This is a genomic window from Corynebacterium yudongzhengii (assembly GCF_003065405.1).
Lineage (GTDB): Bacteria > Actinomycetota > Actinomycetes > Mycobacteriales > Mycobacteriaceae > Corynebacterium > Corynebacterium yudongzhengii.
On sequence record NZ_CP026947.1, the window covers coordinates 2,236,521 to 2,263,026 of the forward strand.

A 26,506-nucleotide genomic window follows, 5' to 3' on the forward strand; every position below is an offset into this window, starting at 1 on the left:
CCACCATGACCGCTTCGCCCGCTTCTTCGCCGCTGACCATGCTCGGCCCCGATTTCCCCTTCAGCTACGACCACTACCTGGCGCACCCGGCCGGGCTGGGTTCTGTTCCGGAATCCGCCTACGGCACCGAGGTGGCGGTCATTGGCGCCGGGCTCGCCGGGGTGGTCACCGCCTACGAGCTGATGAAGATGGGCCTGAAGCCCGTCGTCTATGAGGCCGGCGCCATCGGCGGTCGGCTGAAGTCCCAGGCGTTCAACGGCAACGACGAGGTCGTTGTCGACTTAGGCGGGATGCGTTTTCCCACCTCCGGCCGGGCGTTCTACCACTACGTCGACCAGCTGGGCCTCAAGACCCGCGCTTTCCCGAATCCCCTCGCCGAGGTCACTCCCTCCACCATGGTGGAGTTGAAGAACAAGACGGTCTACGCCGAATCTCCGGAAGATCTTCCCGAGTTCTACCAGGAGGTCGCCGAGGCCTGGAAGCAGGCTCTCACCGAAGACGCCGAGATCGACGCCATCCAGGACGCCATCCGCGCCCGGGATACCCACACGCTGAAGAGGCTGTGGAACGAGTTGGTGGCGAAGTACGACGACACTTCGTTCTATGGGTTCCTCTCGTCGTCGAAGGCGTTCCGGGAGTTGAGTTTCGAGCACCTGGAGACTTTCGGCCAGGTCGGCTTCGGGTCCGGCGGCTGGGACACCGACTTCACAAACTCGATCCTGGAAGTGCTGCGCGTGGTGTTTACCGACGCCGACGACCACCACCGCGGCATCGTCGGCGGAGCACAGCGCCTGCCCCTGGAGCTCTGGGAGCACACCCCGGCCGATCTGGTGCACTGGCCGGCCGGCACCTCGCTGGCGTCGCTTCACGACGGCGCCCCGCGCGGCGCGGTCACCGGCATCCACCGCGCCGAAGGCTCAGCGGGCTCAGGGGCTCCCGCGGGGTTCCGCATCACGGAGAAATGGAGACGCACCCGGGAATACGCCGCCGCCGTCGTGACGTGTCAGTCCTGGCTGCTGTCTAGCCGGATCGATACCGACGAGTCCCTGTTCAGCGCCGATATGTGGACCGCGATCGAAAAGAGCCACTACATGCTCTCCTCGAAGACCTTCGTGATGGTCGACCGGCCCTTCTGGCGCGACATTGACCCGGACACGGGACGGCCGGTGATGTCGATGACGCTGACCGACCGCCTTCCCCGCGCGACGTACCTCCTGGACGAGGGTCCGAACAGGCCCGCGGCTATACTCCTGTCTTATACCTGGAACGACGACGCACTGAAGTGGCTGTCTCTGGATGCCACCGAACGCACCCGAACGATGCTGCACTCGCTACACAAGATCTACCCCGGCCTGGACATCGGCTCCCACATCGTGGGAGAACCGATCACGGTGTCCTGGGAGTCGGATCCGAACTTCATGGGCGCGTTCAAGAACAACCTGCCTGGCCACTACCGGTACCAGGAACGGCTGTTCAGCCACTTCGTCCAAGACGACTTGGACGACCACCAGCGCGGAATCTTCCTTGCCGGTGACGATATTTCCTTCACCGCCGGCTGGGCGGAGGGGGCGGTCACTACCGCTTTAAACGCCGTGTGGGGCGTGGTGCGCCACCTCGGCGGTCCCTCCGCACCCGCCAACCCCGGACCGGGCGATTTGTTCGACGAACTCCGCCCGGTGCGCCTCGACAACAGTGACAACAACGTAGACAAGGCCGCGACGACTGATCCTGCGGCGGTGTCGAATACTACGAAGGACGGTATCCGATGAGTGAGGGCTCGACGTCGTCGACGACCACCACCCGTTCCCGGACATCCAGCATCTTGTGGTTCTTGCTGCCCTCGTTGCTGGGCGTGCTGATCTTCATGATCCCGGTTCCCGACGGCGCCGGCTCCCTGGGCATCCCCATCGCCCTGATCTCCGACTCCCTGACGACGGCCCTCGGCAGCATCGTGTCCTGGGCAATCATTGTCCTGGTGGCGATCTCCGTGCTCGGCAGCCTGCTCTGGTGGACGGCACGGCCCGCCTTCCTCGACACCCGCTTGGGCCGCACCCTCTTCGACATCGGCTGGGCGTGGATGGCGGTGCGCGTCGTCGGGCTGATCCTCGCGGTGCTGATCGTCATACAAATCGGCCCGGAGGAGGTGTGGGGCGAAAACACCGGCATGGTGATCCTCGATCTGGCCACGGTGCTGGTGTCGGTCTTCTTGCTGGCCGGGTTGCTGTTGCCGCTGCTACTGAGCTTCGGGCTGCTGGACTTCGTCGGCGCGCTGATGACCCGGTTGATGCGCCCGCTGTTTCGCCTGCCCGGCCGCTCCTCGGTGGTGGGGCTGAGCTCCTGGCTAGGCGATGGCTCCATCGGCGTGCTGATGGCCAACCAGCAGTATGTGCAGGGCTATTACACGAAGCGCGAAGCGGCGGTGCTGGGCACCACCTTCAACATCGTATCGGTCACCTTCACCGTGGTGATCCTCGAATACCTCGACCTGCAGCACATGTTCCTGCGGTTCTACCTCACCATCGTGGTCGCGGGGTTCATCGCCGGGATCATCATGGTGCGTATCCCGCCGCTGACCCGTATTCCCGACGAGTACGCCGAAGGCGTCACCCCGAAACCGGAGGACGAAACCCGGCCGCAGCACGGCATGCTCCGCCGGGCCTGGACCAACGGCGTGCAGCGCGGTTCTGAGGTGCGCCTCAGCTCTGTGATCCGCAACGGGCTTTCCAACGTGTTGGAAATGTGGATCGTGGTGGTCCCGGGCGTCCTCGCGATTGGCACCGTGTCGGTGATGCTCGCCGAGCACACGCCTCTGTTCACCTGGCTTGGCGCCCCGTTCGTCCCCGTGCTGGAGCTGATGCAGGTCCCGGAGGCCGAGGCAGCCTCCGGCACCCTTTTGATCGGTTTCGCGGACATGCTGCTGCCGGCGGCGTTCGCTGCTTCCATCGACGCGGAGATCACCCGGTTTATCATCGGTGCCCTGTCGATCACGCAGCTAATCTTCATGTCTGAGGTCGGCGGCATACTCCTGGCCTCGCGGATCCCGGTGCGTTTCCACCACCTGGTGGCGATCTTCCTGCTTCGCACCGTCATCACGTTACCGGTCATCGTGGCGATGGCCCACCTGTTCTACTGATCGCTTATCGACGTCCCCCGCGCCCGCCTCACAAGAGAAGCCCGTCGACGAGTTGTGTCGTTGTGATGGTCTCAGGCATGATGGCAGTGACACTCCTTGTTTTTCTGTTTTCAAGGTGCGTTACAAAGCGGGCATCAGTCAGTTCACTATTGGGAACAAGGATTCAAACTCCTATGAGAACATGATGTCCGCTTTGTCACGCTGTGAGACAGTCAGTCGACAGGACGAGGCAGGCGCCCTTTCGGCGCGAGCCCGCTTTGTCGCTGTACAAACGCTTAAAGGAAGATGCTTGAAGGGCGCGCCCGACAAGGATTTGCGCGAAAAATAGCCCGATTTGGCGTCCTACAAGGTTCTTCCTTCAAGCGTTTGTGTTCGAGTGCCACGCGAGCCCCCACGAAACCGGCCGCGACCGGGGTTGGGCAACCCCATTCGCATACTGCGCTAGCGCTGGTCGAAAACAGGAACCCCTAAAGGAGCACTGGTTTCGACCTCGTGAGACTCGTTTCGGACCGACTCCTTTCGACCAGGCATACGAACGCGCTACCGCCCCATCAACCAGCCTCCCAGCAACCCACCGTTTGGCACGAATCCGCAACCCTCCACAGGCCCCGCGCTACTCCCGCCCGTCCCAGATCTCGGGCGGAACTGCGGGGGTCTTCGACGTCGGCGCCAGCACGGCCAAGGCGGAGTCCTCGGACATGCCGCAGACCTGCAGCAGGTCGACGATCAAAGAGCGTGACTGCCCGAGGATCGAGTAGTTCGACAAGACGGGCTCCTCGCCTACTACTGACATATCCGCCCGCGCGCCGAGCACGCGCAGGCGTGCGACCAGATCCGGGATCTCCTCGTGCTGGTGCAGCGAGGAACCGGCTTCAAAGAGGTTCGCCAGATCGAGCATGATGTCGGCGAGTTCGTCGATGATGTTGACCTGCAGCATGGTCACCTCGTCGCCGTCGCGCGAGAGCACCCAGGCGCGCCGCGCCAGCACGCGCGTGGAGCGCACACAGTTATCGACGGGCGTGAGCACCCGGTCAATCGAGCGGTACAGGCGCCGCCTATTCCACATCAGCGGCGAGATGTTCGCCGATTCGCGGCCGGACTTCGCGGCGGTGAGCATCGCGTTGATGCTGGCCTGGGAGCCACGCACCTCGTCGAGAGCTTCCTGGATGAGTTCGCGTTTGCCGTCTTCGAGCCCGTCGGCGACGTCGCTAAGCACCGAGGAGGCCAGGTACATGACGTTGGCGACCTCTTGGCGCACGCGGTTGAGCGCGGAGGACGGGATCAAGGCCACTGTCAGAAGCCCCACGGCGGAGCCGACGATCGCATCCAGGGTGCGGTCGACGCCGGTGGTCTCGGCGCCCGGGGGCATGATCGTCGCGATGAGCACGGTGCCGATGGCCACCTGGTTGGACACGAGTGGCGATTTCGAGAACAACGACGCCACGGACATGCCGATGGCGATCATGATGCCGATCTGCCAGAAGTCGGTACCTAAGCCTAAGAACAACAGGTCGCCAACCAGGACGCCGAGGACGCAGCCGATCGACATCTCGATGCCGCGCTGAACGCGCTCGCCACCGGTGAGACCGATGACGATGATCACCGCGATCGGCGCGAAAAAGGGCACCTCATGGCCAAGTATTGTCTGGGCGGCCCAGAAGGCGACAGCCGCGGCAACCGAGACCTGCAGGATGGATAATGTGCGTTTGCGCAGGCGTTTCAGCCGCGCCTGCACCGATCCTTCGATCTGTTGCAGGCGCTCTCTGGTCCGCATCCGCTGTTTCGCCATGCTCTTCACACTAGCCAAACTCCGCAGACGAAAAACCCCGGCAATCACTGAGGGTGATCACCGGGGTGCCTGCTCGAGGAAGCAGCCGTGGGGCGCTTACTTGCTAAGCGTCTGGGCGGCGGAGCGCAGGACCTCGCAGGACTCGATGATGCGCTGCGACATGGCTTCCTCAGCCTTCTTCATGTAGGAACGCGGGTCGTAGACCTTCTTGTTGCCAACCTCACCGTCGATCTTCAGCACGCCGCTGTAGTTTTCGAACATGTGGCTGACCACCGGGCGGGTGAAGGCGTACTGGGTGTCGGTGTCGACGTTCATCTTGATGACACCGTAGTCGAGGGCCTCCTCGATCTTCTCGCGCTCGGAGCCGGAGCCGCCGTGGAAGACGTAGTCGAAGGGCTGGGAGCCGGCGTCGAGGCCGAGCTTCTTCGCGGCGGTCTCCTGGCCCATCTTCAGAACCTCCGGGCGCAGCTTGACGTTGCCCGGCTTGTACACGCCGTGGACGTTACCGAAGGTGGCGGCCAGCAGGTAGCGGCCGTTCTCGCCGGTGCCGAGGGCGTCGACGGTCTTCTCGAAGTCCTCCTCGGTGGTGTAGAGGTTCGCGCCGGCCTTGGCCTGGACGCCATCTTCTTCACCGCCGACGACGCCGATCTCGACCTCGAGGATGATGTGGGCGCTGCGGGCCTTCTCCAGCAGCTCCTGGGCGATCTCGAGGTTCTCGTCGATCGGGATGGCGGAGCCGTCCCACATGTGGGACTGGAACAGCGGGGTCTCGCCGCGGTCGACGCGCTCCTGGGAGATGGCGATCAGGGGGCGGACGTACTCGTCGAGCACCTCCTTCTGGCAGTGGTCGGTGTGCAGCGCGACGTTGATTCCGTAGTTCTTGGCGACCTCATGCGCGAAGGCGGCGAGCGCCTTGGCGCCGGCCACCTTGTTTTTCACCGCCAGGCCGGAGCCGAACTGGGCGCCGCCGGTGGAGAACTGGATGATGCCGTCGGACTCGGCCTCAGCGAAGCCTTTGAGTGCGGCGTTGATCGTCTCCGACGAGGTGCAGTTGATGGCCGGGTAGGCGAAGTTGTTCTTCTTGGCCCGGTCGAGCATCTCGTTGTAGACCTCGGGAGTTGCGATAGGCATGTGCGACATCCTTACGTGTAGACGACTAAAGCGAATCGGTCGTGGCCGCCGACCAACCCCCAGTATGCCTGGATTTGGGCCCGTTCGCCGCCAACTGGGTGGGCTTTTTAGGCCTCCCCCGGCTCGTGCTGGTGGAGGCTGACGCGGGCGGCGGCTTCGAGCAGCATCCAGCCGGACAGCTGCACCGACAGATCGCGCTCGGAGATGCGGATGACGCCGACGGCTTCGCCGAAACTCGTCGGGCCCAGCCCGTAGTTGTGCGGCAGGCGGGCATCGGCGGTCCAGTCGGCGGCGAAGACGGGCAGCCCGTCGACCTCGAGGCGATGGTTCCACACGCTCGTCGCCGAGGAGAGCACGAGGCGAGCCGCGACCTTCTTGGCCGCCCGGTTGGCGGGGTTGTCGGCGGGCAGGCGCACCGCGATGTCAGCGAGGTAGCGGGCGAGGATGCCTTTGAACAGGCCCCCGTCGCCGTCGCCGTTGCCCCAGTTGATCACGCCGCCGGGGGTGGCCAAGTGCAGCGCAATCGCCTGGATGAGTTCGCGGATATGCGTGATGAAGCGCATGGAGTCGTCGACGCGGTCGGCGTCGGCGACGTCGTCGATGCTTTCGGCGTAGCCGAACCCGGCGCGCGAGCGCAGCTCCAGGGCGATCTCGAGGCAGGCGCCTAAAGCCACGCCCTGGTTATAGGTATGGATGTTGCCGACGGTCTCGGGCCCGTCCATGCGCATGCGCACGCCGTCTTGGATCAGGCCGCGGTCGTCGACGAGGTTGTCGAAGACCCAGTCCATGATCCCCACCGCCTGGTCGAGCCGGCCGGTGCGGGCGAGCATGATGGCGACGGGGCCGTTCGTCGGCACGTTGAAAAACGTCTCCCCGGTGCGCCAGGGGACCACGCCGGTGATGTCGTCGATACCCGCGATGATGTTGGCCTCCAGGGCCTTACGCCCGGTGGCCTTCGGCGCCTTGTCGAGGCTTTCCACCCGCCCGAGCGCGAGGGAGAGCCACGCTTTGTCGTCGTAGTAGCGGTTGCGCGTGTACTTGCCGTTGCGCAAACGGATGCCGCGCATGGTGTTACTGATGCGCTGGCGCTTCGAGCGCGCGGGCTTGCGGTGGGCGGCGTCGACGAGACAGTCGAGGTAGTGCGCCTGCCACCAGTAGTGCCAGTTGATGAACAGGCGCTCTTTCATCACCGGAGGCCAACTAACGACGGCCAAGTTCGTGCGCGGCAGCCCCCACAGACGGGTGGCGTGCCGGTCGTTGATCGCGCTTTCAGCGAGGCTCGCGCGATGGGCCCATTTTTCGTGCACGGTGAACTATTCGCTCCTTGGCTGTGCGTCTACGCACGTGGTCATACCCACACATCCTAACCAGTTTAAGTCCCCATCTTCCCGACTTCGCTGAAACTCACCAACTTTTATTCATATCGGCGTGTTGCCGGATCCACGCATGCATCGCGATCCCGGCGGCCACCCCGGCGTTGATCGAGCGCGTCGAGCCGAACTGGGCGATCGAGCAGGTCATCATCGCCCCGCTTTGCGCATCCTCGCTGACCCCGGGGCCCTCCTGGCCGAACAGCAGCAGGCAGTTCTCGGGAAGCTCGGCTTCCTCCAGGGGCACCGAACCGGGGGTGTTGTCGATGGCGACCACCTCTAGGTGATGCTCGCGGGCCCACCCCAGCAGCGTGGCGACGTCGGCGTGGTGGCGCAGCCGCTGGTAGCGATCGGTGACCATCGCGCCCCGACGGTTCCAGCGCCGCCGCCCCACAATGTGCACGGTATCCACGGCAAAAGCGTTGGCGGTGCGCACCACGGTGCCGATGTTGGCGTCGTTTTCGAAGTTCTCGATCGCGATGTGCAGCCGGTGGCGCCGGGTGTCGATATCCGCGATGATCGCCTCGCGCGTGAGGTAGCGATAGGCGTCGACGACGTTGCGACGATCCCCCTCCGCCAACAGCTCCGGATCGAAGCGGTCCGAGCTCGGCAGCGGCTCGCCGGGGTGTTCTTCGGCCCACGGCCCCACGCCGTGGCGGCCGGCGCCCCACTCGGTCGGCCCGGGCTCGGCGTGAGACCTAGAGTCCGAGGTCATCGAGGCCCAGCAGGTAGCGGTAGTCGAGGCCCTCGGCGCGGATGGCGTCCTCGGCCCCCGTGGCCCGGTCGACGACGGTGGCGACGCCGACGACCTCGGCGCCGGCGTCGCGAAGCGCCCGCACCGCAGTCAGCGGCGAGTTGCCGGTGGTGGTGGTGTCCTCGACGACTAGCACCTTCTTATCGACGACATCCGCACCCTCAATGCGGCGCTGCATCCCGTGCTTCTTCGCCTCTTTGCGCACGACGAAGGCGTCGATGGGGCGGCCGTCGGCATGCATGATGGAGGTGGCCACGGGATCGGCACCCAAGGTGAGCCCGCCGACGGCGGCGAAATCCCAGTCCGCGGTGAGCTCGCGCAGCAGGGCGCCGATGAGGCGGGAAGCCTCGTGCTGCAGGGTGGCGCGTCGCAAATCGACGTAGTAATCCGCCTCCTTGCCCGAAGACAGGGTTACCCTGCCGTGGACAACAGCGAGCTCGCGCACGAGCTCAGCGAGGCGTTGCTTCTTCTTCGTATCGAGCGGGTGAGCGGCCATCGGCGCGGTTACTCCTTTTGTTGGCGGTTTCCTAGCTTCCGAGGCTAGTCCTCGTCGCGGTCTTCGAAGATCGTCGGCCCCTCGCTGAGATCGCGCAGCACCCGGGTATCGTCGGCGCGGTGCTTGCCGGGCCGGCCGTCGGCGATGGCATCGACCTCGTCGCCGCCCAAGGCGCGCGGGGTGACCACGCCTCGGGCGTCGGCACGCGTGCGGCTCGGCAGCTGCACCGGCTCATCGGGGCGTAAGGCCTTCGGGGGCACGCCGTCGTCTTCCGGGTGCTGGGTTTCGGTGTGGGCCTCTAAGGAGGCGAGCTGGCCGGTCGGCATGCGTCGCGACGGCGTGTGCTCCTGCAACGGCAGCGCCATGCCCGCCTCGGAGAGCGGGGGAAGGACGCGGGCGGCGTCGGCAAGCAAGGCCAGCGGGGCGAGCATCTCCTCCCAATCCTCGGCACGCGAGCCGCGCGTGGTCTGAGCCAGCACCCAATCCGACTCGAACCAGACGGCCGTGACCGCCTCCGGAAGGTTTTCCAACGCGGTGCGAATGCGCACGTCGAGGGCACGTTGCAACACCCCGGCATCGGTGCCGAAGGCACGGAAACCACTGACCGTTTCCACCTCGACGAGATCGACGGAACCCTCCCCGAGATCCTCGCCGTCGCGGCGGAAATCGAGGACCGTACCCGAGTTCGCGCCAGTACGCATCGCCATAACATTGGTGCCGCCTAAATCCATGAGCAGCATCTCGTGGTTGTAGACATTGCCGGAGACGATATCGCGGGCCGCGGCACCGGTGGCTGCGGCGCCACGGGTCCACTCATCCACGAGATAATCATCGCGGCGGGAAAAGTCGAAACCTTTAGCCTCCGCCCACTGCCGGCGCTCCCGGCGCGTAGCGCCCGGCAGCTGGATGCCGGAAGAACGCGGGCGGGAATCCTCGTCTTGCTCTGGCTGGGGCTCCTGTGTGGGCTCTTCCTCGGCGGGGGTCTCCTCAGCACTGCGGCGCCGGTGGTCCACGAACATCAGGACACCGGCGGCGAGCAGGAAGAGGACAGCGAGGAGAAGAATCACATAAGCCACGGGGCTCGATTCTAGTCGCCGCGCTCCACCGGATTGCGCGAATCGGCCGACCACTGCGACCAACCGCCAACGAAGTGCGCCGGGATCCGCATACCGGCGTGTTCCAAAGCTGCAATCGCCAACGCGGAGTGATTACCGGAACCGGAGTACATGATGACGTCGGAGGTGTCCTCAATACCCGCCTGCGCGAAACGCGCGCGGATCTCCTCTGGCGACTTCACCAGGCGATCCTTAGTGAACAGGTCATCGACGGGCACGTTGATCGCACCCGGGATATGCCCGGCCTTGAGGTCGAGGATCTCACGGCGGCCGGCGAAACGGTTGGGTTGGCGGACGTCGATAAGCACGCCCTCATGGGAGCGGACGTCGTCGATCGTGGCGGTGGGCATGTTACCCGTGGTGGCCGTGACGTCAGAGTGCACGGCGATGTTGCCGGGTCCGCCGACCACCGGGGCGCCGGAGTCGTGCCAGGCGCGGAGGCCGCCGTCGAGAAGCTGGACATCACGAACCCCCGCCCAGCGCAACACCCACCACGCGCGGCCGGCGAACAGGCCGTGGCCCTGGTCGTAGGTGACGGTGGGTATGCCTGCGCGCACGCCCCAGAAACGCAGGGAACGCTGGACATCGCTGAGCTTGGGCAACGGGTTGCGGCCGTCCTTCGAACCGGGCAGACCGGTAAGGGCGGCGGCGGGGTCGCAAAAATGGGCGGTCGGGATATGACCACTCTGGTAACGGTGGTGGCCGCCTTCGCCATCCTTCTCCCAAATGGAAGCAAGGATGGTCAAAGGTCGGCCCCGATAAACAGCTTCGCGGGTTTCCGGAACGGAAATGAACGTCGACATAGCCCCGATGGTAAAGCGCTTTGCCCCGCAGTGCTTAGCGAGTGGATGTGCGGTTGTGGGTTGCGTTTGGAACACAGATGTGGGGTTTGTTGGGTTTGGGGCCGAAACAGGGTCTGGATTTGAGTAACTACCGACGATCTTGGGGTTTCGGTGCCGAAATCAGGGTTAACGTCGGTAGTTACTTAAAAAATCGGGGTGAATCCTGCCGAAACGGGCCCAAGATTTGAGTAACTACCGACGATCCGGCGGATTCGAGGCCGAAAAGAGAGTTAACGTCGGTAGTTACTTAAAAAATCGGGGCGGATCCGGCCGAAACGGGCCCAAAAATCTATGCACGGTCCCTCCGCTGCACCCGAGAAGCCAGCCTCGTGCCCGAGGACGGCCAGGCGGACGCGGTTCGTGATCTGCAATTGGGCGTAGATGTTCGCGAGGTGTGCTTTCACCGTCGCGGGCGAACAGTACAAGCGCTCCCCGATCTCGGCGTTGGTGAGTCCCTGGGTGACGTAGCGGACGACCTCTCGTTCGGGTTGCGTCCGTTAGCGTGGTGTATCTGTAGCCCGCGGTAAGTCTTGTGCCGGTGTGCATGAAGGCGACCATCGCGGGTACCTTTCGAATCAACTTCTACCTATCCTCGAAAGGAAGTACCCTGCGATGGCCGCTGACCCTCATCATATCGATCCGACCGCGTATCTCGAAGAGCTACTGACTCAAGCGTCCCCAGATTTGATGCGCCAAATGCTCACTGACTTCATCAACCAGATTCTTTCCGCCCAAGCAGACACCGTCTGCGGGGCTGATTATGCCACCGTGTCAGCCGAGCGCACCAACACACGTAATGGCTACCGTCATCGCCAACTTGATACCCGAGTCGGCAGCATTGATGTGGCAATCCCGAAGCTACGCACCGGCGCATTTTTCCCTGACTGGCTGCTAGAGCGCCGCAGCCGCACCGAGCGTGCCCTGAGACCACAGTCATCGCCACCTGTTACCTGAAAGGAGTCTCCACTCGCAGGATGAACGACCTGGTGGCCACCCTTGGGATCAACAACTTGTCGAAGTCTCAGGTCAGCCAGATGGCCAAAGAACTCGATGACATGGTCGATGACTTCCGCACCCGCCGGCTTGACCAAGGCCCCTACCACTTTGTCTCCTGCGACGCGCTGACAATGAAGGTGCGGGAAGGAGGACGTGTCGTAAAGACCAGCGTGTTGCTGGCCACAGGTGTCAACGCTGACGGCTACCGAGAGCTTTTGGGCATGCAGGTTGCCACCGCGGAATCTACCGCGTCGTGGACCGGGTTCTTTCGGGACCTCATCGCCTGTGGCCTGACCGGGGTATTCCTCGTTACTAGTGATGCCCATCTTGGTATTCAAGCAGCCGTGGGTGACTGCCTGCCGCAGGCTAGTTGGCAGCGATGTCGAACGCACTTCGCGAAGAACCTCTCGGCCCAGGTTCCCAGAGGGTGTCAGGAAATTTGTGTGTGAGGCTCTGATCCAGAAGGAGTTTCACCGATAATGACAACGGTGACAACGAAGAAAAACCATGACCAGGACAAGGTCAACGAGATCAGCGAGAAGCTGATGGAAAATCCTGAGCTCGCCAAGCTGATTGGCGAGTTGTCGACGTCCACCGATAACGCCAGCGACCTGGTCAAAGCCCTGTTGCAGGCATCGATTAACGCTGGTTTTGCAGGCGGAAATGGATGCCCATTTGGGCTACGGTCATTCCGACCGGACGATGAAGGCCCAGGTTGAACCAACACAGGGTAGTAACCACCGCAACGGGTCGTAGACCAAGACCGTCAATTCTGGGCACGGCGCGTTGGAAGGGATCGTGCCCAGGGATCGTTCCGGCACGTTTACTGCCCAGATGGTGCCCAAGGGCTCACGCCGGCTGACAGAGCTCGATGACATGATCATCTCGCTGTACGCCGGTGGGATGACAGTGCGTGATATTCAGCACCATCTTGGCTCCACCCTGGGGGTGGATATGAGCCCGGATACGATCAGCACGATTACCGATGCAGTCTTAGACGAGGTGATGATCTGGCAGAACCGTCAACTCGACGAGTTCTACCCAGTAATCTTTTTTGATGCGCTACGCGTGAAGATCCGCGATGGCCACCGTGTAGTCAACAAGGCGTGCTACATGGCGGTGGGCATCGACATAGACGGTATCAAGCACATCCTGGGCTTGTGGATTGCTGATAATGAAGGTGCCGCCTTTTGGGCATCTGTGTGCGCAGATCTGGCCAACCGTGGCGTCCAGGATGTCTTCATCGTCTGCTGTGATGGTCTTAAAGGCCTACCGGAAGCTTGTGGAGGCAACCTGGCCACATTCGATGGTACAAACCTGCATCGTGCACCTGATCCGGGCGGCGAATAGGTGGGTGTCCTATCAGGACCGAAAACCCGTCTCCAGTGCGCTACGTGCGATCTAGACGGCCGCAAACGAAGATACCGCCCGTGCCAGCTTAGATGAGTAATGCCCCTTAAGGTGGTGTAACTCTGATGGACTGCCTTCTCCTTGAACTCGACGGAATACTTTCTAGGCATAGTTCAATCCTTCCTTAGCTGAGGTAGGAACTAAACCCAGGACGCTTCAGATCGCCGCGTGAATACCCTCACCCCTTATCCCCGAGATGGCCCCTAAACCACCGCCATGAAACTAACCCCAGATTCGAAAACAGATACACCACTACCCAGGACTTGACCCATCGATTCCAACCCCGTAACCACGCGCCGCAACGGGGCGAGCAACGAAAAACTATGCCATGGCATAAAAGCCACGTCCCCTAACGCAGGTGAAATCGCAATTCGCCCGCCCACGCCACCCCAACCCGGCCTTCCACGTAGCCAGAAAACATCTATCTTCCTAAATCCACCCGAGTTCGCGGGCACGCTGGAAGGCTTCGAAGCGATTCGCCGCTCCTACCTTCCCCATCGCAGACGACAGGTAGTTGCGGGTCGTGCCCGGCGCGAGGTGGACTTTCGCGGCGATGTCGTCGACCGAACTGCCGGTGCCCGCGGCTTCGAGGACTTCCGCCTCGCGCTCGGTGAGCGGGGATTCGCCGGCGGAAATGACCTGCGCGGCCAGGTCGGCGTCGATGTGGCGGCGGCCGGCGTGCACGGTCCGAATGGCGGAGGCGAACTCCTCGGCTGAGGAGGTTTTCGTCAAAAAGCCCTTCGCCCCGGCCGCCAGGGCACGTTTCAGGGCGCGGGGTCGGGCATGGCTGGTGACCACCAGCACCTGCACATCTTCGTCGAGCTCGAGGAGTTGCTCGGTGGTGGCAATACCATCGAGGCCACCGAGGTGCAGGTCCATGACCACGATGTCGGCACGCGGGTTATCGGTGGCCAGAGCCTTTCGCCACCAGGCGATGAGTTCCTCGCCCGAGCCGGTCACCACGGCGATATCCAGGTCGTCTTCCAGGGACAACAACGTGGCCAAGGAGCTGGCGATCAGCGCTTCGTCTTCGCACAACGCGATGCGGATCATGCCGCGGCCTCCTTCAGACTCAGGCGGGCCGTGAAGTGCTCACCTTCCCGCACTATCTGGACACTAGCACCGTGGGCGGCGGCGCGGCGTCGCAAAGCGTCCAACCCGCGCAGCGGCCCGGTGTAACCGCCCACGCCATCATTGCTGATTACGACGCCGCCGGCCGCCAACTCCAGCTCAACACTCGTGGCCTGGGAGTGCTTGACGACGTTCGTCGTCGCCTCCCGGACGAACCAGCCGGCGAGCTCCCAATGCTCTTCGGGGACCTCGAAAACATCGCCGTGGACGATGAGGGCGATGTTGGCGTCAGCAAGCAGGGACTTCATGCCGGCGACCTCGGTGGCCAGGTTGATGGTGCGGTACCCGGTGACCACGTCGTGCATCTCCGCGGTTGAGAGTTTGGCGAGCTTTTGGAGCTCGGCGAGTTCGTGGTCGGCGCGGGCGTCGTCACGTGCGACTAAGGCGCGGGCCAGTTCTGCCTTGAGGCTGATCGCCGCGAGGTGTTGCCCCATCGTGTCGTGGAGCTCCTGGGCGAAGCGGAGGCGTTCTTCGGCGACTTGCAGCTGTGCTTCGGTGGCGCGGGCGCGCTCGACCTCCCGGAACAGGCGGATGGTCCAGGCAGTCACCGGGGTCGCAGCGGCGAGCATCACCACGTAGATGCCAATGACCCTGCTCTCCCCGGCGATTTCTGCCGCCCAGCCCGCGGTAATTCCGCAGACCAACGCGACAAGCCACCAGGGCATAGTCAAAGGCCACGGCACCACGGCCGCCGAGAGGCACCCGGCCACGACGATCACGGCCAGCATCGCCTGGGTGTGACTCGCTAAATCGAGCAGCACGATCGCCGCCGCCGGCGCTACCAGGGCGCAGGCTTGTGTTGCTATCACCGCAGTACTCGCCATATGTGCCCGCGGTTGCGGGCACACGTTAAATTCTGGGCGGGTGCTGATGGCCCACGTCGTCACGCCCGCGACGACTAACACCGCGAGTACTGCCAGCAAGATGCTGTTCTGCCCGGCGCGGAAGAGGACGACGCCCGGCATCACCAGCATCACCGGGGCGGTCGCGAGCAACAAGGAATAACGCGAATACGTCACGTATTGCTCGGCGGATCCCAGCTCTCGCCACTGCCGCAGGCTCAACAGGTTCATACCGGCACTGTACTTATTCTCGCGGGCTCTAGCGGGCCGTTTCGAACCGGAACCTCGACGCCGCAATGCACAGCGCAATCGCCCAGCCGAGAAGCTGTCCCAGCCCGGACCACATCTCTGCCTCGGTGAGCTGGCCCAGCCACGCGCCGTCGCCTAAGTCATAGACCAGGGCAAACGGGGTTTTCTCGATGAGGGTGGAGACGTTCTCCGGCAGGATGCCACGCAGCATGGGTTGGGCCAGGACGGCGATGATGAACACGGGCATCGAGGTCATCTGGGCGGCCTCTGCGTTTTGGTGTACGTGGCGGTGATAAGCCCCGCGGCAGCACATATGATTAGCCCGAGAACAACCGCAACACCTATGACCAGGGGGTTGGTGGGGGCGGGGGCGCCGTCGAAAAGCACGATGGCGATATAGGCGGCAATGGTGATTACCGACATCACCATCCCCGGCACCACCAGGGCGCTTAGGATTTCGTGGTCGCGGGCCTCGCCGGTGCGTAGCCTTTTCAGGACCTTTTCGTCGCGGCGGGTCGTCGCCGCCGAGATCACCGAGTAGAACTGCACGAACAAAAGGACGAAGGGAAGCAAGACGCTACCGAAGGTCATCTCAATACCCATGACCTGCTCTGCCTCACGGCGGACGAAGTAATACATCGCCACCGTCATCACGATCGGTAACGCGGCCAAGAAAAGCAGGGTGCGGTTGGCGAAGAATTGCCGGACTTCGGCAGTGATCAGGGCTTTCATGCGCCGCGCTGCGCTACCGGAGCGTGTCGGTAGATCGTGGGTGGGCGCGGAAATCATGGTGGACATGGGGTTCTCCTTGTGGGTGAGGTGTTTAAGAGCGCTGATCCGCGATAGCGAGGAAGACTGATTCGAGGCTGGCCGGCGTGGCCGTGAACTGGCCGAGGGCCAGCTCGTTGTCCTCCGCCCAGCGCAGCATCTGGGCGGCGTGAGCCTGAAGGTCATCGGTGGTGATGACGAGCCGCACCCCGTCCACCGAGACGTGCGCCCCATTGAAGGCGGGCAGCGGAGGATGGTTGACGGGCAGGTGCGCGGAGAGCTCACTCGAGGCGGTCGCGGCGATTTCGTCGGTCACGCCCGCGACGACGATCTCGCCTTCGTGCATGATCGCGACGCGATCGCAGAGCCTTTCTGCCTCTTCGAGATAGTGCGTGGTCAAAACCATCGTCACCCCACGCTCCTTCAGGCGCTCCAGCAGCGCCCAGACGTTGCGGCGCGATTGCGGATCCAGCCCGGTGGTCGGCTCGTCGAGGAAGAGCACGAGCGGGTCGCCGATGAGTGCGCAGGCCAGATCGAGGCGGCGTTGCTCGCCACCCGACATCGCGCCCACCTTGAGGTCGGCACGGTGGGTGAGCTCGACGTCGGCAAGCACCTCGTCGATGTCGCGCGGGGCGGCGCAGATGCCGGCCCACATGGCGAGCGTGTGGCGGGCGGAAAGCTCCGCCGGCAGCCCGCCGGATTGCAGCATGATGCCCATATAAGGGCGCAGGCGGGCGCGCTCGGTGAGCGGGTCGAGCCCCAGTATGGACACCTCGCCGCCGGTCGGGGCGCGCAGGCCCTCCATGATTTCTAAGGTGGTGGTCTTGCCGGCGCCGTTGGTGCCTAGAAGGCCGAAGACTTCGCCGCGCGCAACGGTGAAGCTGGAGTTTTTCACCGCGGTATAGGCGCTGTCGCCGCGGCCGTAGGTGTGCGTGAGTTCGTGGACGGTGATAATCGGTGCAGGTGCCATGTCCCTGATGGTGCCGGCGCATCACCGCCGCAGGTAGATCCTTTTGTCAGCTATGCGGCTACTGCTTCGTCACCTTCCACCCATGACAATTGTCACGGCCCTTCGTTCAGGTTCACCGTGTTGGAGAAATGCTTGACCACGGCCATCGCCGTCTGCGGGTCATAGCTTTCGCGCACCCCACCGGCCACGGCGGTCACGGAGGTCAGAAGCGCCTGCGCCATCACCGGAGTGATCTCGGGTTTCTTCCACAGGTGTAGCACGACCTGCGAGATGTCCTGGTTGCTGAAGCTCTCCGGGATGTCGCCGAAAGCCTCGAGCACGTTCTTCGCGATCAGCTGGCGCGTGACCTTATGCTTCGGCTCCTTGGTCAGCGGGTCGCGACCACAGTTGCACCACGGGGTGCCCATGGTCGGCATGGTCCAGACCCAGGAGGTATCCGTCTTATTCGTGGTGGCCATAGGCAACCAGCCTAGTGGGCTGGGCCGCCCTGTGCCTGGTAGCCATACGCCACCCGGATGAGGCCTTGGTCGACGAGCCCGCCCAACCATTCCTCCAGGCCGTGGGCCGGGGCGTCAGGCCCGAGGGCGACGGCCACCAGCCCCGCCGGGCCCTGCTCCACCCTCAAGCCCAGGTTAAGCAGCGGGGAGACCACATCGACTTCTGGGGCGTGAATGCGCAGCGTCGAGTTCCCGCCGCGCAGCAACACCTTATCGACGTGCAAACGCCCCTCCACCTCCACGCAGGCGACGATGTCGCCGAGGGCAACAGTGGTATCGAGAAAAGGGATCGAATCGACAACGAAGGCATTCCCGCCGGCCGGCAGGGCGGCGAGTTCCTCACTGGCGCTCTCGTGCGCTCGGGTGCGGATAGTGATGCGCTCTGGGCTTCTGTCTGGGCTCATATCAGTATGCGTTCTAGGCTGGCACGTTATGAAGAGTTTCGATCATGTGGGCTTGACCCAAAGGCTGGTGCGTCTCGCGTCGGTCTCGGGAAACTTCGACGGCCAAAGGAAGGTGCAGGAAGAATGCTTGGCGACGCTACGCCACCACCTCCGCACACACGCACCAGAAGCCGAGATCTCGGTGCGCCGCAGCCCTAGTGACGGTCTGCCCTGGACTCTAATAACCACCGGCGGGGATACGAAAGTCCTCTTCGCCTGCCACACGGATACCGTTCCCACCGGCGCGGTGGCCGACTGGTCCTTGCCGCCCTTTTCGGGCGAGCTGGTAGAGGGCGCACAACCGTATATCCACGGCCGCGGCAGCGTCGATATGAAAGGCGGGCTGGCCGCGGCCGCGGCTGCCTTCGTCCATGCGGCGGAAACCGGCCGCGGCGCCGGGTTGCTCATGACCTCAGAGGAAGAAGTCGGCGGCCTCGGCGCGGCGGAGTTCGCCGCCTCGGGCATCGAGCTCGCCCCGCAGCTGGTGGTGATCCCGGAGGCAACCCGCAACAGGTACTCCCGCGGCCACCGAGGCGCGGACTGGTTCGAGGTCACCGCGCACGGGCGCTCGGCACACGGGTCGCGGCCGCAGGAAGGTGTCAACGCCATCCGCCTGCTCAGCGAGGCGGTGATTAACCGTCTGGACGAAGCACCCATCAAAAGTGATGCCTACCTGGGCGAAGACACCCTCAACGCGGGGCTTATCGACGGTGGGTCGGCGCCGAACATGGTGCCTGCCCAGGCTAGGCTTACCCTGGATTGCCGCACCGTCGCCGGCGGGGCGCATCTCAAAGAGTGGCTGGGTGGGCTCCACGAGTCGGTGATGGTCGAGCAGGTCCTCGACTGCCCGGAGCTCGTCGCCCGGCCCGTGCCGGCGGCACTCGAGGAGCACACCGACATCGGCCCGGTCCCCTACTTCACCGACGGCGCGATGCTGCAGGAGGTCGTCGGCGGGGCACCGATCGTGGTGTGGGGCCCGGGTGAGGACGATCAGATGCACACCGTCGACGAGCGCATGCTGATTAGCTCTCTCGACGAGGCGGTGGTTAACTACCGCCGCCTCATCGAGGAGCTGGCTTAAGGCTTAAAAGCGCCTTAGGCCTCCTGGCCGGTGATCTCCAGCGACTCGCCGTCGTCCGCGGTATCCACGTGGACGGTGTCGCCGTCGCGGATCTCGCCGGCGAGCAGGAGCTTCGCCAGGCGGTCGCCGATCGCCTGCTGGATCAGCCGGCGCAGCGGGCGGGCACCGTAGGCCGGGTCGTAGCCGCGCTCGGCGAGCCAGGTGCGGGCTGCGTCGGTGACCTCGAGGTTCAAGCGGCGGCCCTCCAGGCGCTCGCGCAGGCCGCGCAGTTGGATGTCCACGATGCCGCGCAGCAGCTCCTGGCTGAGCGAATCGAAGACCACCACGTCGTCGAGACGATTGATGAACTCGGGCTTGAACGTCGCCTTGACCGCATCCATCATCTGCTCCCGGGTGCCACCCGCGCCGAGGTTCGACGTCAGGATGATCACCGTGTTGCGGAAGTCGACGGTGCGGCCTTGGCCGTCGGTGAGGCGTCCGTCGTCAAGCACCTGCAGCAAGATGTCGAAGACGTCGGAGTGGGCCTTTTCCACCTCGTCGAAAAGCACGAGCGTGTACGGGCGCCGGCGCACGGCCTCAGTGAGCTGGCCGCCGGAGTCGTGGCCCACGTATCCCGGAGGGGCACCGACCAGGCGGGAGACGGAGTGCTTCTCGCCGTATTCGGACATGTCGATGCGCACCATGGCGCGCTCGTCGTCGAAGAGGAATTCGGCGAGGGCCTTCGCCAGCTCGGTCTTGCCGACACCCGTCGGGCCCAAAAACAGGAAGGAGCCGGTCGGGCGGTTGGGATCGGCGATGCCGGCCCGCGAGCGGCGCACCGCATCGGAGACCGCGGTGACGGCCTCCTTCTGGCCGACGACGCGCTCGCCGAGCACCTCTTCCATGTGCAGGAGCTTCTCGGTCTCGCCCTGCATCATCTTGCCGGCCGGAATACCCGTCCAGGCGCTGACGACCTCGGCGATGACATCCGGGGTGACCTCCTCGGTGAGCATGGTGGATGCGCCGCGCTGCTCGGCGTCCGCCTCGGCCTGGGCGACTTCCTTCTCCAGTTCCGGGATGCGGCCGTAGCGCAGCTCGGAGACCTTGGCGAAGTCACCGTCGCGCTCCGCGATCTCGGAGGCGTTGCGCAGCTGCTCGAGCTCCTCCTTGGCCTGCTGGACACGGTCGATGGCGGCCTTCTCGTTCGCCCAGCGGGCCTTGAGCTCGCCGAGCTTCTCGCGCTCGTCGGCGAGATCGGCACGCAGCTGCTCGAGGCGCTCCTTCGAGGCCTCGTCCGTCTCCTTCTCGAGGGCGATCTCCTCGATCTCGAGACGGCGCACGATGCGCTCGAGCTCATCGATCTCCTGCGGCGAGGAGTCGATCTCCATCCGCAGCCGCGAGCCGGCCTCATCGACTAGGTCGATGGCCTTGTCCGGCAGGAAGCGGTTGGTGATGTAGCGGTTCGACAGCTCGGCCGCCGACACCAGCGCGGAGTCCTGGATGCGCACGCCGTGGTGCACCTCGTAGCGCTCACGCAGGCCACGCAGGATGCCGATGGTGTCTTCCACCGAGGGCTCGCCGACGTAGACCTGCTGGAAGCGGCGCTCGAGCGCGGCATCCTTCTCGATGTACTTGCGGTACTCATCGAGCGTGGTCGCACCGACCAAGCGCAGCTCGCCGCGGGCGAGCATCGGCTTAATCATGTTGCCGGCATCCATCGCGCCCTCGCCGGAAGCACCGGCGCCGACGATGGTGTGCAGCTCATCAATAAACGTGATGATCTCGCCCTCGGAGGACTTGATCTCATCGAGCACGGCCTTCAGCCGCTCCTCGAACTCGCCGCGGTACTTCGCACCCGCAACCAGCGCGCCGAGATCCAGCGACAGCAGGGTCTTGCCCTTCAGCGACTCCGGCACATCACCGCCGACGATGCGGCGGGCGAGTCCCTCGACGATCGACGTCTTACCGACGCCCGGCTCACCGATAAGCACCGGGTTGTTCTTGGTGCGGCGGCTGAGTACCTGGACGACGCGGCGGATCTCCGCATCACGGCCGATGACCGGGTCGATCTTGCCCTCTCGGGCGCGGGCGGTTAAGTCGGTGGCGTACTTCTCCAGCGCCTGGAACTGGCCTTCCGGATCCTGCGAGGTCACCTTCTGCGAGCCCCGCACGGACTGGAAAGCACCCTTAATCGCGTCATAGGTCGCGCCGCGCTTTACTAAGAGTTCGGCGGCATCCGACTTGCCCTTCGCGATCGCCGCGAGCAGCACCTCTGTGGAGACATAATCATCGCCGAGCTCCCCGGCGAGCTCCTGTGCTCCGTTAAGCACGTTGAGCGCGTCGCGGTTGAAGTTCGGGTTGGCCATGTTCTGGCCGCTGGCCTTGGGGTAGCCCTCGACGAGTTCACGCGCCTCCTTGAGCACGGTCTCCGGGTCCACGCCCGTGGCCTTGAGCACCGGCGCGGCGATGCCCTCCGGCTGGTCTAAAATCGCGGCGAGCAGGTGCGCCGGACGAATATCCGGGTTGCCGTTCTGCGCGGCCTGCTGCAGTGCTTGCTGCAGGGCCTCCTGAGTCTTCGTGGTGGGGTTGAACGAGCTCATAGGTGAGCGTCCTTTCTGCTAAAAGTTTGTCTGTCACTGAGTACAACGCTCAGAAAGTTGAGTCTGTTCCACTCAAGTCAAAAAACTTTTCTACGACCGCCCACCGTAGCCCGCAGCCTTGGACACCGGCCAGATGGAGGCGAGGCACACCACCACCCCGACCGCGAGCACGCCCACATACGCCTGCGTCGGGTCCATGCCGAAGACATTCTCCGCGCCCGTGACCAGCATGGAGATCAGGAAGGGCACGAAGAAGCCCAGGTAGGTCAACGAGTAGAAGATCCCCACCAGGGCGCCGAGCTCGCCGTCATCGGCGAAACGCTCAGTCTCGGCGAGGCCGGCGACCATGAAGATGCCATACGCCGTGCCGAGCACCGGCGCCGTGATCAGCATCAGCCACACCGAACCTGTCAGCGCCGCGGCGACGGCGACACCGAGGCCGGCGGCGGTCGTCGTCAAGCCTAAGGCCGCCAACGCCAACCACCGGGGCCCGTTCGCCAACAGCTTCGCGACGACCGGCTGAATGAACAGCGACGAGAACATCGTGAGGAAGGCCAGGAGTCCCTGCACGAGGGTCGGGAAGGCGGAATCGATGCCGATCTGGCTGGGGTTGGTGACAAATGCGGTGGTCGGGGCGCCGAAGGTCCACGGCGCCCACGCGACGATCGCGAGCAGGTAGGCGGCGGTAAACACCACAGGTGGCACGATCTTTCGCTTGCCGACGCCCCGCCCCTCCTGCGTCTCCGGCGCCGCGCGCAGCCACCAGAGTGCGCAGAGGGTCACCGCGGCGTGGATGACGTACGGCAGGAAGTCGGGCGCCGGGGCGAACTCGGCGATCACCCCGGAGATGAGCGGGCCGAGGCCGAAACCGGCGGAGACCGCGACGGTGGCGCGACGTGGGCCGGCGACGGGGTCGTCCGTCGATAGCTGTTTGATCCACGCCGCGCCGCAGGCCATGCCCATGCCCACGGAGACGCCGATGATGATGCGCCCGAGATACAGCGGCCATTCCTGGCTGAACGCGCCGAGCGCAAGAATAAGGGTGCCGACGAGCGCCACCCACAACCCCGGCATCAACACCGACTTGCGGCCGATCTGGTCGGACAGGCGCCCGAAGTACAAAAGCGCGGGTATCAGGCCGGCGGCATAGACGCCGACCATAGCGGTCAGCGACGCCTCGGAGCTGGCCATGCCCTCGCGATAAACCTGCAGCAACGGGATGAAATGGTTAGCCCCGAAGCCGACGGCGAACATAGCGAAGCCGACGCGCCACCAGTGGCGGTAGGCATCGTCGGGCACGTGTATCTTCGTCTGATCTCCGTCACTCACGGATGTGATTTTAACAACAGGCGGAGATCTCGGTCACTCTACCGGCTCGACTTTGGCCTTCTCCCGGGGGATCGGGCGGAATAGCAGGGCCGCCAGGATCACGACGAGCGAAACGAAGCCGGCGAGCAGGAAGGCGGAGTTGGCGCCGTCGGCAATAGCTTCCGGAGTTTCGCCGCCGGTCACCGAGACATAGGAGAAGATCGCCACCATCAGCGCCGTGCCCGAGGCCGCTGCGAGCTGCACCAGGGCGCTGAAGATCGCGGAGCCGTGCGAGTAGATCTCCTGCGGCAGCGATCCGAGCGCCGTGGTCATCAGCGGGGTGAAGAGGAACGCCAAGCCAATGGAGACCACGATGAAGTGGACGACGATCAGCCAGACCGAGGTCTCGTGATCCTCGGTGGCCATGAGGAACAGGCCAACGGCCAAGAAGATGCCGCCCGGAACCGCGAGCGGGCGCGGGCCAACCTTGTCGAAGAGCCACCCGCTGATCGGAGAGAGGATGGACTCCACGATGCCGCCCGGCAGGGTGGCCAAGCCGGCGACGAGCGCCGTGGTCATCAGCGCGCCCTGGAGGTACAGCGGCAGCGTCGCCACCGTCCCGAGCAGCGCGATATGCAGCATCAACAGCCCGACCAGCCCGACGGTGAAGTTCCACTCCTTCAGCGGAGCGAGGTTGAGCAGTTCCCGGCCGGTCTTGGTCAGGCGCAGCTGGCGCAGCACGAAGAGGACGAGCGCGATGATGCCCGCGACGGCGAGGACCAAGGCGATACCGGCGCCCTCGGCACCGGCGGCGATCACACCGATCGAGCTGAGCCCATAGACGAGGCCGCCGAAAGCCACCGCGGCGAGCAGCACCGACGGAATATCCAGCGGGGTCTCGCCGTACTCGCCGACGTTGCGCAGCTTCCACATGCCGATCACCCCGGCCGCCGCCACGAACGGCGTGAGCGACCAGAAGATCAGGTGCCAGTCACCGACGGCGAGGATCGCGCCCGCGATGGTGGGGCCGAGGGCAGGGCCGACCGCCATGACCACACTCACGATGCCCATGACCATGCCGCGGCGCGTCGGCGGGACGACGGTCATCACCACCGTCATGAGCAGCGGCATGATGATCGCCGTACCCACCGCCTGCAACACACGGCCGGTGAGCATGACCGCGAAGCTCGGCGACAGCGCCGCGACCACCGTGCCCAGCAGGAAGAAGGAAATCGCTGCCAGATACACCTGCCGGGTGGTGAAACGATCGAGCATCCAGCCGGTGGTGGGCAAGATGATCGCCATCGTGAGCATCACGCCGGTCAAAAGCCACTGCGCGGTCGCGGCGGTGACATGGAAATCCTCCATGATCGTCGGCAGAGCCACCGCGAGCGTGGTCTCGTTGACCATCATCACGAACGCGGTGAACAGCAAAGACACCAGCACCAGGACGGTCTCCGGGGTCATGCCCTTGTCGCCCGCACCCGCTGCGTGGGAGCTCGAAGCCGTCGACATAACGCATCCCTACCTTCGCTCGCTCGTCACGGTGACTCTTATGCCGCAGGTCACCGCTGGTATCCCCACAAAACAATCAGGGGCCGCCTTGGTGGCGGCCCGGTCAGATTGACCAGCAATATCCTAGTACTCAGCGGTCGGGTGTCAAGGTGGAGGTTGCGTTGGGGCGCGGGTGGGTTGCTAGTGCGTTTGCTTGCGTTGGTCGCGTTGCCTGGTTACGGGCGGGGCTGGTGTTGCCTCTCATCGGCGGCGTGGACGGTGCGGGTGGACAAACGCTCGTGTTGCGCTAACGCTGGTCGAATTCACCCCTATAGAAAGGAGCCTCACGCGGTCGAAACCACCACTCCTTTAGGGGTTCCTGCTTTCGACCAAGCGAGCACATGGACACCCGAAGCAACGTTCATGAGCCCCAGGCGAGACTACTGGGAAAGGCGTGACTGATGGGACACCTGCTTACCCGCTTACCCGCCTACCCACACCCCAAACCAACCCCCGCGTAGAGCTACCCCTCGCCGTGCTTGCGCGCGGACTCCTGCAGTTTCCGCAGTCTCTCGCCGCCGGGTCCGTCGCCCTTTTCGGGCACCCACTTCAGCGCCAAGACGGTGATGAGGATACCGATGGCCACAGCCAGCGAGATCCAGCCGAAGCCCGCGGTGAATCCGGCGAGGACGGCGATCGGCGCGATGATCGTCATGCCGAGCTCGAACGGGGCGAAGCCGACGTAGGCCACGCCGTATTCGTTGAGCGTGCCGGAGCGCAGCTTGGGGTCGACCATCTTGAGCAGCGCGATACCGGTCGCCACGGCTGCTGTGGCCCAGCCCCAGCCGAACAGACCGCGCTCGAGCCAGTAGGTACCGAAGAACTTCGGCGAGACCACGAGCAGGAAGAACACACAGTAGGCGGTGCCCAGGACGAACATGACCACGAGGGCGACCCAATAGTCGACGATCGCCGCCGGCACGATCGAGGCCACACCGAAGGCGATCAAGTAGTCGGTCGCCGCACCGGAGATCGACGAGACGGTGTCCCGGTCGAGGTAATCCGGGCGGTTGAACAGGCCCAGTGCGAAGCGGCCGAGCAGGCCGACGAGGAAGGACATCGCGAACAGCGGGATGCTCACCGAGGGCCAGATGGCGCTGACGCCGTTGTTGATCGTGTAGGCGAGCAGCACGGTGAAGGTCACGAAGCCGACATGCAGGGCGATCGGCTCGATCGCGGAAGGGTTGGTGGTGGCCTTGCCGATCGACGGGCGCTCCTTAGCGTCCGCGATGAAGCCGGTGCGCAGCTCCTTCGGCAGATCGCCGGAGAGCTCGGTGGACTTGCCGGCGCGAATGCCCCAGTTAGCGACGATGACGCCACCGATGATCGCCACGAGCGTGCCGATCGTCGCCGAAGTGAAGCCCAGCGACTGCGCTGCTTCCGCGCCCGCGTCCTCGAGGGCGGAGCCGACGGCGGCGGCCGAACCGAATCCACCGACGAAGCCAACCGGCAGCATCATGCCGAACCAGTTCTCGGTGTTGAACACGGGCGCAAAAAAGTAGACGCCGAGCAGGATGAACAGGCCCCACTGGCCCATGAACATGATGGTGGAGTAGCTCCACATGTTCCGCGCGCCGTGCGAGACGGAGCCGGACAGCTCCATCGAGTACGCGATCGAGGCGAACACGAAGGCGATGAGGATGCCGGTGTAGTTGCCGACTTGATCGGAAAACGGAATGAGCCCTAAGACCTCTGGGCCCAAGAGCAGACCGAGCAGACCGGCGGTGATCGGCGCGGGCAGCAGTAGCTTCTGCAGCAGCGCGATGCGGTTTCGCAAAATATTACCGACGACCAGCAGGAAAGAAATCCAGCCGACGTCGACGAGCAGATCGTTGGGAGTGAACTCCATACGCCCGGTCCGTCCTTTCACTTCTCATGGCAATCGGCCCGGAGGCGCCAACAAAATGACGTTGCGCACCACACGAGGCCGATCATGGTTGCTTTCATCTTAAAGCTAATCCTCAGGAAAACCTAGGGTAATCCCCACCTTCCATTTTATTGACGTATCAACTACCCTCGGTGGCAGGAACAGACAACAACTTAAGGAG

Annotated in this window: 21 protein-coding genes and 3 pseudogenes; 5 read left to right on the plus strand and 19 right to left on the minus strand. The window is 64.2% G+C overall.

Annotated elements, in window-relative coordinates; genetic code table 11:
- Nucleotides 1-5: 5 nt before the first annotated feature.
- Together C3B44_RS10390 and C3B44_RS10395 are read left to right on the plus strand one after the other, a co-directional pair.
- Nucleotides 6-1,685 (plus strand): annotated as a pseudogene (locus C3B44_RS10390) (flavin monoamine oxidase family protein); the annotation flags it as partial.
- Nucleotides 1,686-1,765: 80 nt separating this feature from the next.
- On the plus strand, nucleotides 1,766-3,133 hold the full coding sequence (locus C3B44_RS10395; RefSeq protein ID WP_108432300.1) for a YjiH family protein: 1,368 nt from the start codon (nucleotides 1,766-1,768) through the stop codon (nucleotides 3,131-3,133).
- A 613-nt stretch (nucleotides 3,134-3,746) separates the two neighbouring features.
- Here the strand turns inward: C3B44_RS10395 and C3B44_RS10400 are convergent.
- The 8 genes from C3B44_RS10400 to C3B44_RS10435 all read right to left on the minus strand — a co-directional run bounded on the left by C3B44_RS10400 (nucleotide 3,747) and on the right by C3B44_RS10435 (nucleotide 11,067).
- On the minus strand, nucleotides 3,747-4,922 hold the full coding sequence (locus tag C3B44_RS10400) for an FUSC family protein (protein ID WP_235840497.1): 1,176 nt from the start codon (nucleotides 4,920-4,922) through the stop codon (nucleotides 3,747-3,749).
- A gap of 96 nt (nucleotides 4,923-5,018) precedes the next feature.
- Nucleotides 5,019-6,053, minus strand: coding sequence for a class II fructose-bisphosphate aldolase (gene fbaA / locus C3B44_RS10405; RefSeq protein WP_108432302.1), 1,035 nt, complete (start codon nucleotides 6,051-6,053; stop codon nucleotides 5,019-5,021).
- 107 nt (nucleotides 6,054-6,160) lie between these two features.
- Nucleotides 6,161-7,360 (minus strand): glycoside hydrolase family 76 protein, encoded by a 1,200-nt coding sequence (locus tag C3B44_RS10410; RefSeq protein WP_108432303.1) that lies wholly within the window; start codon nucleotides 7,358-7,360, stop codon nucleotides 6,161-6,163.
- 97 nt (nucleotides 7,361-7,457) lie between these two features.
- Entirely contained in the window at nucleotides 7,458-8,138 is a 681-nt protein-coding gene (locus C3B44_RS10415) for a TrmH family RNA methyltransferase (RefSeq protein WP_108432304.1), read from the minus strand.
- On the minus strand, nucleotides 8,122-8,673 hold the full coding sequence (gene pyrE / locus C3B44_RS10420; protein WP_108432305.1) for an orotate phosphoribosyltransferase: 552 nt from the start codon (nucleotides 8,671-8,673) through the stop codon (nucleotides 8,122-8,124). Before pyrE ends, C3B44_RS10415 begins: the two co-directional genes overlap by 17 nt.
- Nucleotides 8,674-8,717: 44 nt before the next feature.
- Entirely contained in the window at nucleotides 8,718-9,749 is a 1,032-nt protein-coding gene (locus C3B44_RS10425; RefSeq protein ID WP_108432306.1) for a type III secretion system chaperone family protein, read from the minus strand.
- 11 nt (nucleotides 9,750-9,760) lie between these two features.
- A complete protein-coding gene (locus tag C3B44_RS10430; RefSeq protein ID WP_108432307.1) occupies nucleotides 9,761-10,591 on the minus strand; it encodes a sulfurtransferase in 831 nt (276 codons plus the stop codon).
- A 269-nt stretch (nucleotides 10,592-10,860) separates the two neighbouring features.
- A complete protein-coding gene (locus C3B44_RS10435) occupies nucleotides 10,861-11,067 on the minus strand; it encodes a LuxR C-terminal-related transcriptional regulator (RefSeq protein ID WP_235840500.1) in 207 nt (68 codons plus the stop codon).
- A 175-nt stretch (nucleotides 11,068-11,242) separates the two neighbouring features.
- Between C3B44_RS10435 and C3B44_RS10440 the strand changes: the two are divergent.
- Both C3B44_RS10440 and C3B44_RS10445 read left to right on the plus strand, forming a co-directional pair.
- A pseudogene (locus C3B44_RS10440) lies at nucleotides 11,243-12,051 on the plus strand (IS256 family transposase); the annotation flags it as partial.
- A gap of 54 nt (nucleotides 12,052-12,105) precedes the next feature.
- Nucleotides 12,106-13,028 (plus strand): annotated as a pseudogene (locus tag C3B44_RS10445) (IS256 family transposase); the annotation flags it as partial.
- Nucleotides 13,029-13,465: 437 nt separating this feature from the next.
- On the opposite strand, the gene C3B44_RS10450 reads toward C3B44_RS10445, so the two are convergent.
- The 7 genes from C3B44_RS10450 to C3B44_RS10480 form a co-directional block, all read right to left on the minus strand.
- A complete protein-coding gene (locus C3B44_RS10450; RefSeq protein WP_108432308.1) occupies nucleotides 13,466-14,089 on the minus strand; it encodes a response regulator transcription factor in 624 nt (207 codons plus the stop codon).
- Nucleotides 14,086-15,240 (minus strand): sensor histidine kinase, encoded by a 1,155-nt coding sequence (locus tag C3B44_RS10455; RefSeq protein WP_108432309.1) that lies wholly within the window; start codon nucleotides 15,238-15,240, stop codon nucleotides 14,086-14,088. Before C3B44_RS10455 ends, C3B44_RS10450 begins: the two co-directional genes overlap by 4 nt.
- Nucleotides 15,241-15,268: 28 nt before the next feature.
- Nucleotides 15,269-15,514, minus strand: a complete 246-nt coding sequence (locus tag C3B44_RS10460; RefSeq protein WP_108432310.1) for a hypothetical protein — start codon at nucleotides 15,512-15,514, stop codon at nucleotides 15,269-15,271.
- Nucleotides 15,511-16,056, minus strand: a complete 546-nt coding sequence (locus C3B44_RS10465; protein ID WP_108432311.1) for an ABC transporter permease — start codon at nucleotides 16,054-16,056, stop codon at nucleotides 15,511-15,513. Before C3B44_RS10465 ends, C3B44_RS10460 begins: the two co-directional genes overlap by 4 nt.
- A gap of 25 nt (nucleotides 16,057-16,081) precedes the next feature.
- Nucleotides 16,082-16,996, minus strand: coding sequence for an ABC transporter ATP-binding protein (locus C3B44_RS10470; protein ID WP_108432312.1), 915 nt, complete (start codon nucleotides 16,994-16,996; stop codon nucleotides 16,082-16,084).
- 92 nt (nucleotides 16,997-17,088) lie between these two features.
- Complete coding sequence (locus C3B44_RS10475; protein ID WP_108432313.1) at nucleotides 17,089-17,454, minus strand: hypothetical protein; 366 nt, start codon at nucleotides 17,452-17,454, stop codon at nucleotides 17,089-17,091.
- Nucleotides 17,455-17,465: 11 nt separating this feature from the next.
- On the minus strand, nucleotides 17,466-17,897 hold the full coding sequence (locus C3B44_RS10480) for a DUF4265 domain-containing protein (protein WP_108432656.1): 432 nt from the start codon (nucleotides 17,895-17,897) through the stop codon (nucleotides 17,466-17,468).
- A gap of 28 nt (nucleotides 17,898-17,925) precedes the next feature.
- Here C3B44_RS10480 and C3B44_RS10485 point away from each other — a divergent pair, with 28 nt between their 5' ends.
- A complete protein-coding gene (locus C3B44_RS10485) occupies nucleotides 17,926-19,017 on the plus strand; it encodes a M20 family metallopeptidase (RefSeq protein WP_158268673.1) in 1,092 nt (363 codons plus the stop codon).
- A gap of 14 nt (nucleotides 19,018-19,031) precedes the next feature.
- On the opposite strand, the gene clpB is transcribed toward C3B44_RS10485, so the two are convergent.
- From clpB to C3B44_RS10505, 4 genes are all read right to left on the minus strand, one after another.
- Entirely contained in the window at nucleotides 19,032-21,596 is a 2,565-nt protein-coding gene (clpB, locus tag C3B44_RS10490) for an ATP-dependent chaperone ClpB (RefSeq protein WP_108432315.1), read from the minus strand.
- Nucleotides 21,597-21,686: 90 nt separating this feature from the next.
- Nucleotides 21,687-22,925: an MFS transporter gene (locus C3B44_RS10495; protein ID WP_235840502.1), complete on the minus strand. Its 1,239-nt coding sequence runs from the start codon at nucleotides 22,923-22,925 to the stop codon at nucleotides 21,687-21,689.
- 33 nt (nucleotides 22,926-22,958) lie between these two features.
- The gene (locus tag C3B44_RS10500) at nucleotides 22,959-24,419 is read right to left on the minus strand and encodes a DHA2 family efflux MFS transporter permease subunit (RefSeq protein WP_328588299.1); all 1,461 of its coding nucleotides are present in this window, start codon (nucleotides 24,417-24,419) and stop codon (nucleotides 22,959-22,961) included.
- A 502-nt stretch (nucleotides 24,420-24,921) separates the two neighbouring features.
- Nucleotides 24,922-26,307 carry a sodium/glutamate symporter gene (locus C3B44_RS10505; RefSeq protein ID WP_108432316.1) on the minus strand — a complete coding sequence of 462 codons (1,386 nt, stop codon included), beginning with the start codon at nucleotides 26,305-26,307 and terminating at the stop codon, nucleotides 24,922-24,924.
- Between the last annotated feature and the right edge of the window lie 199 nt (nucleotides 26,308-26,506).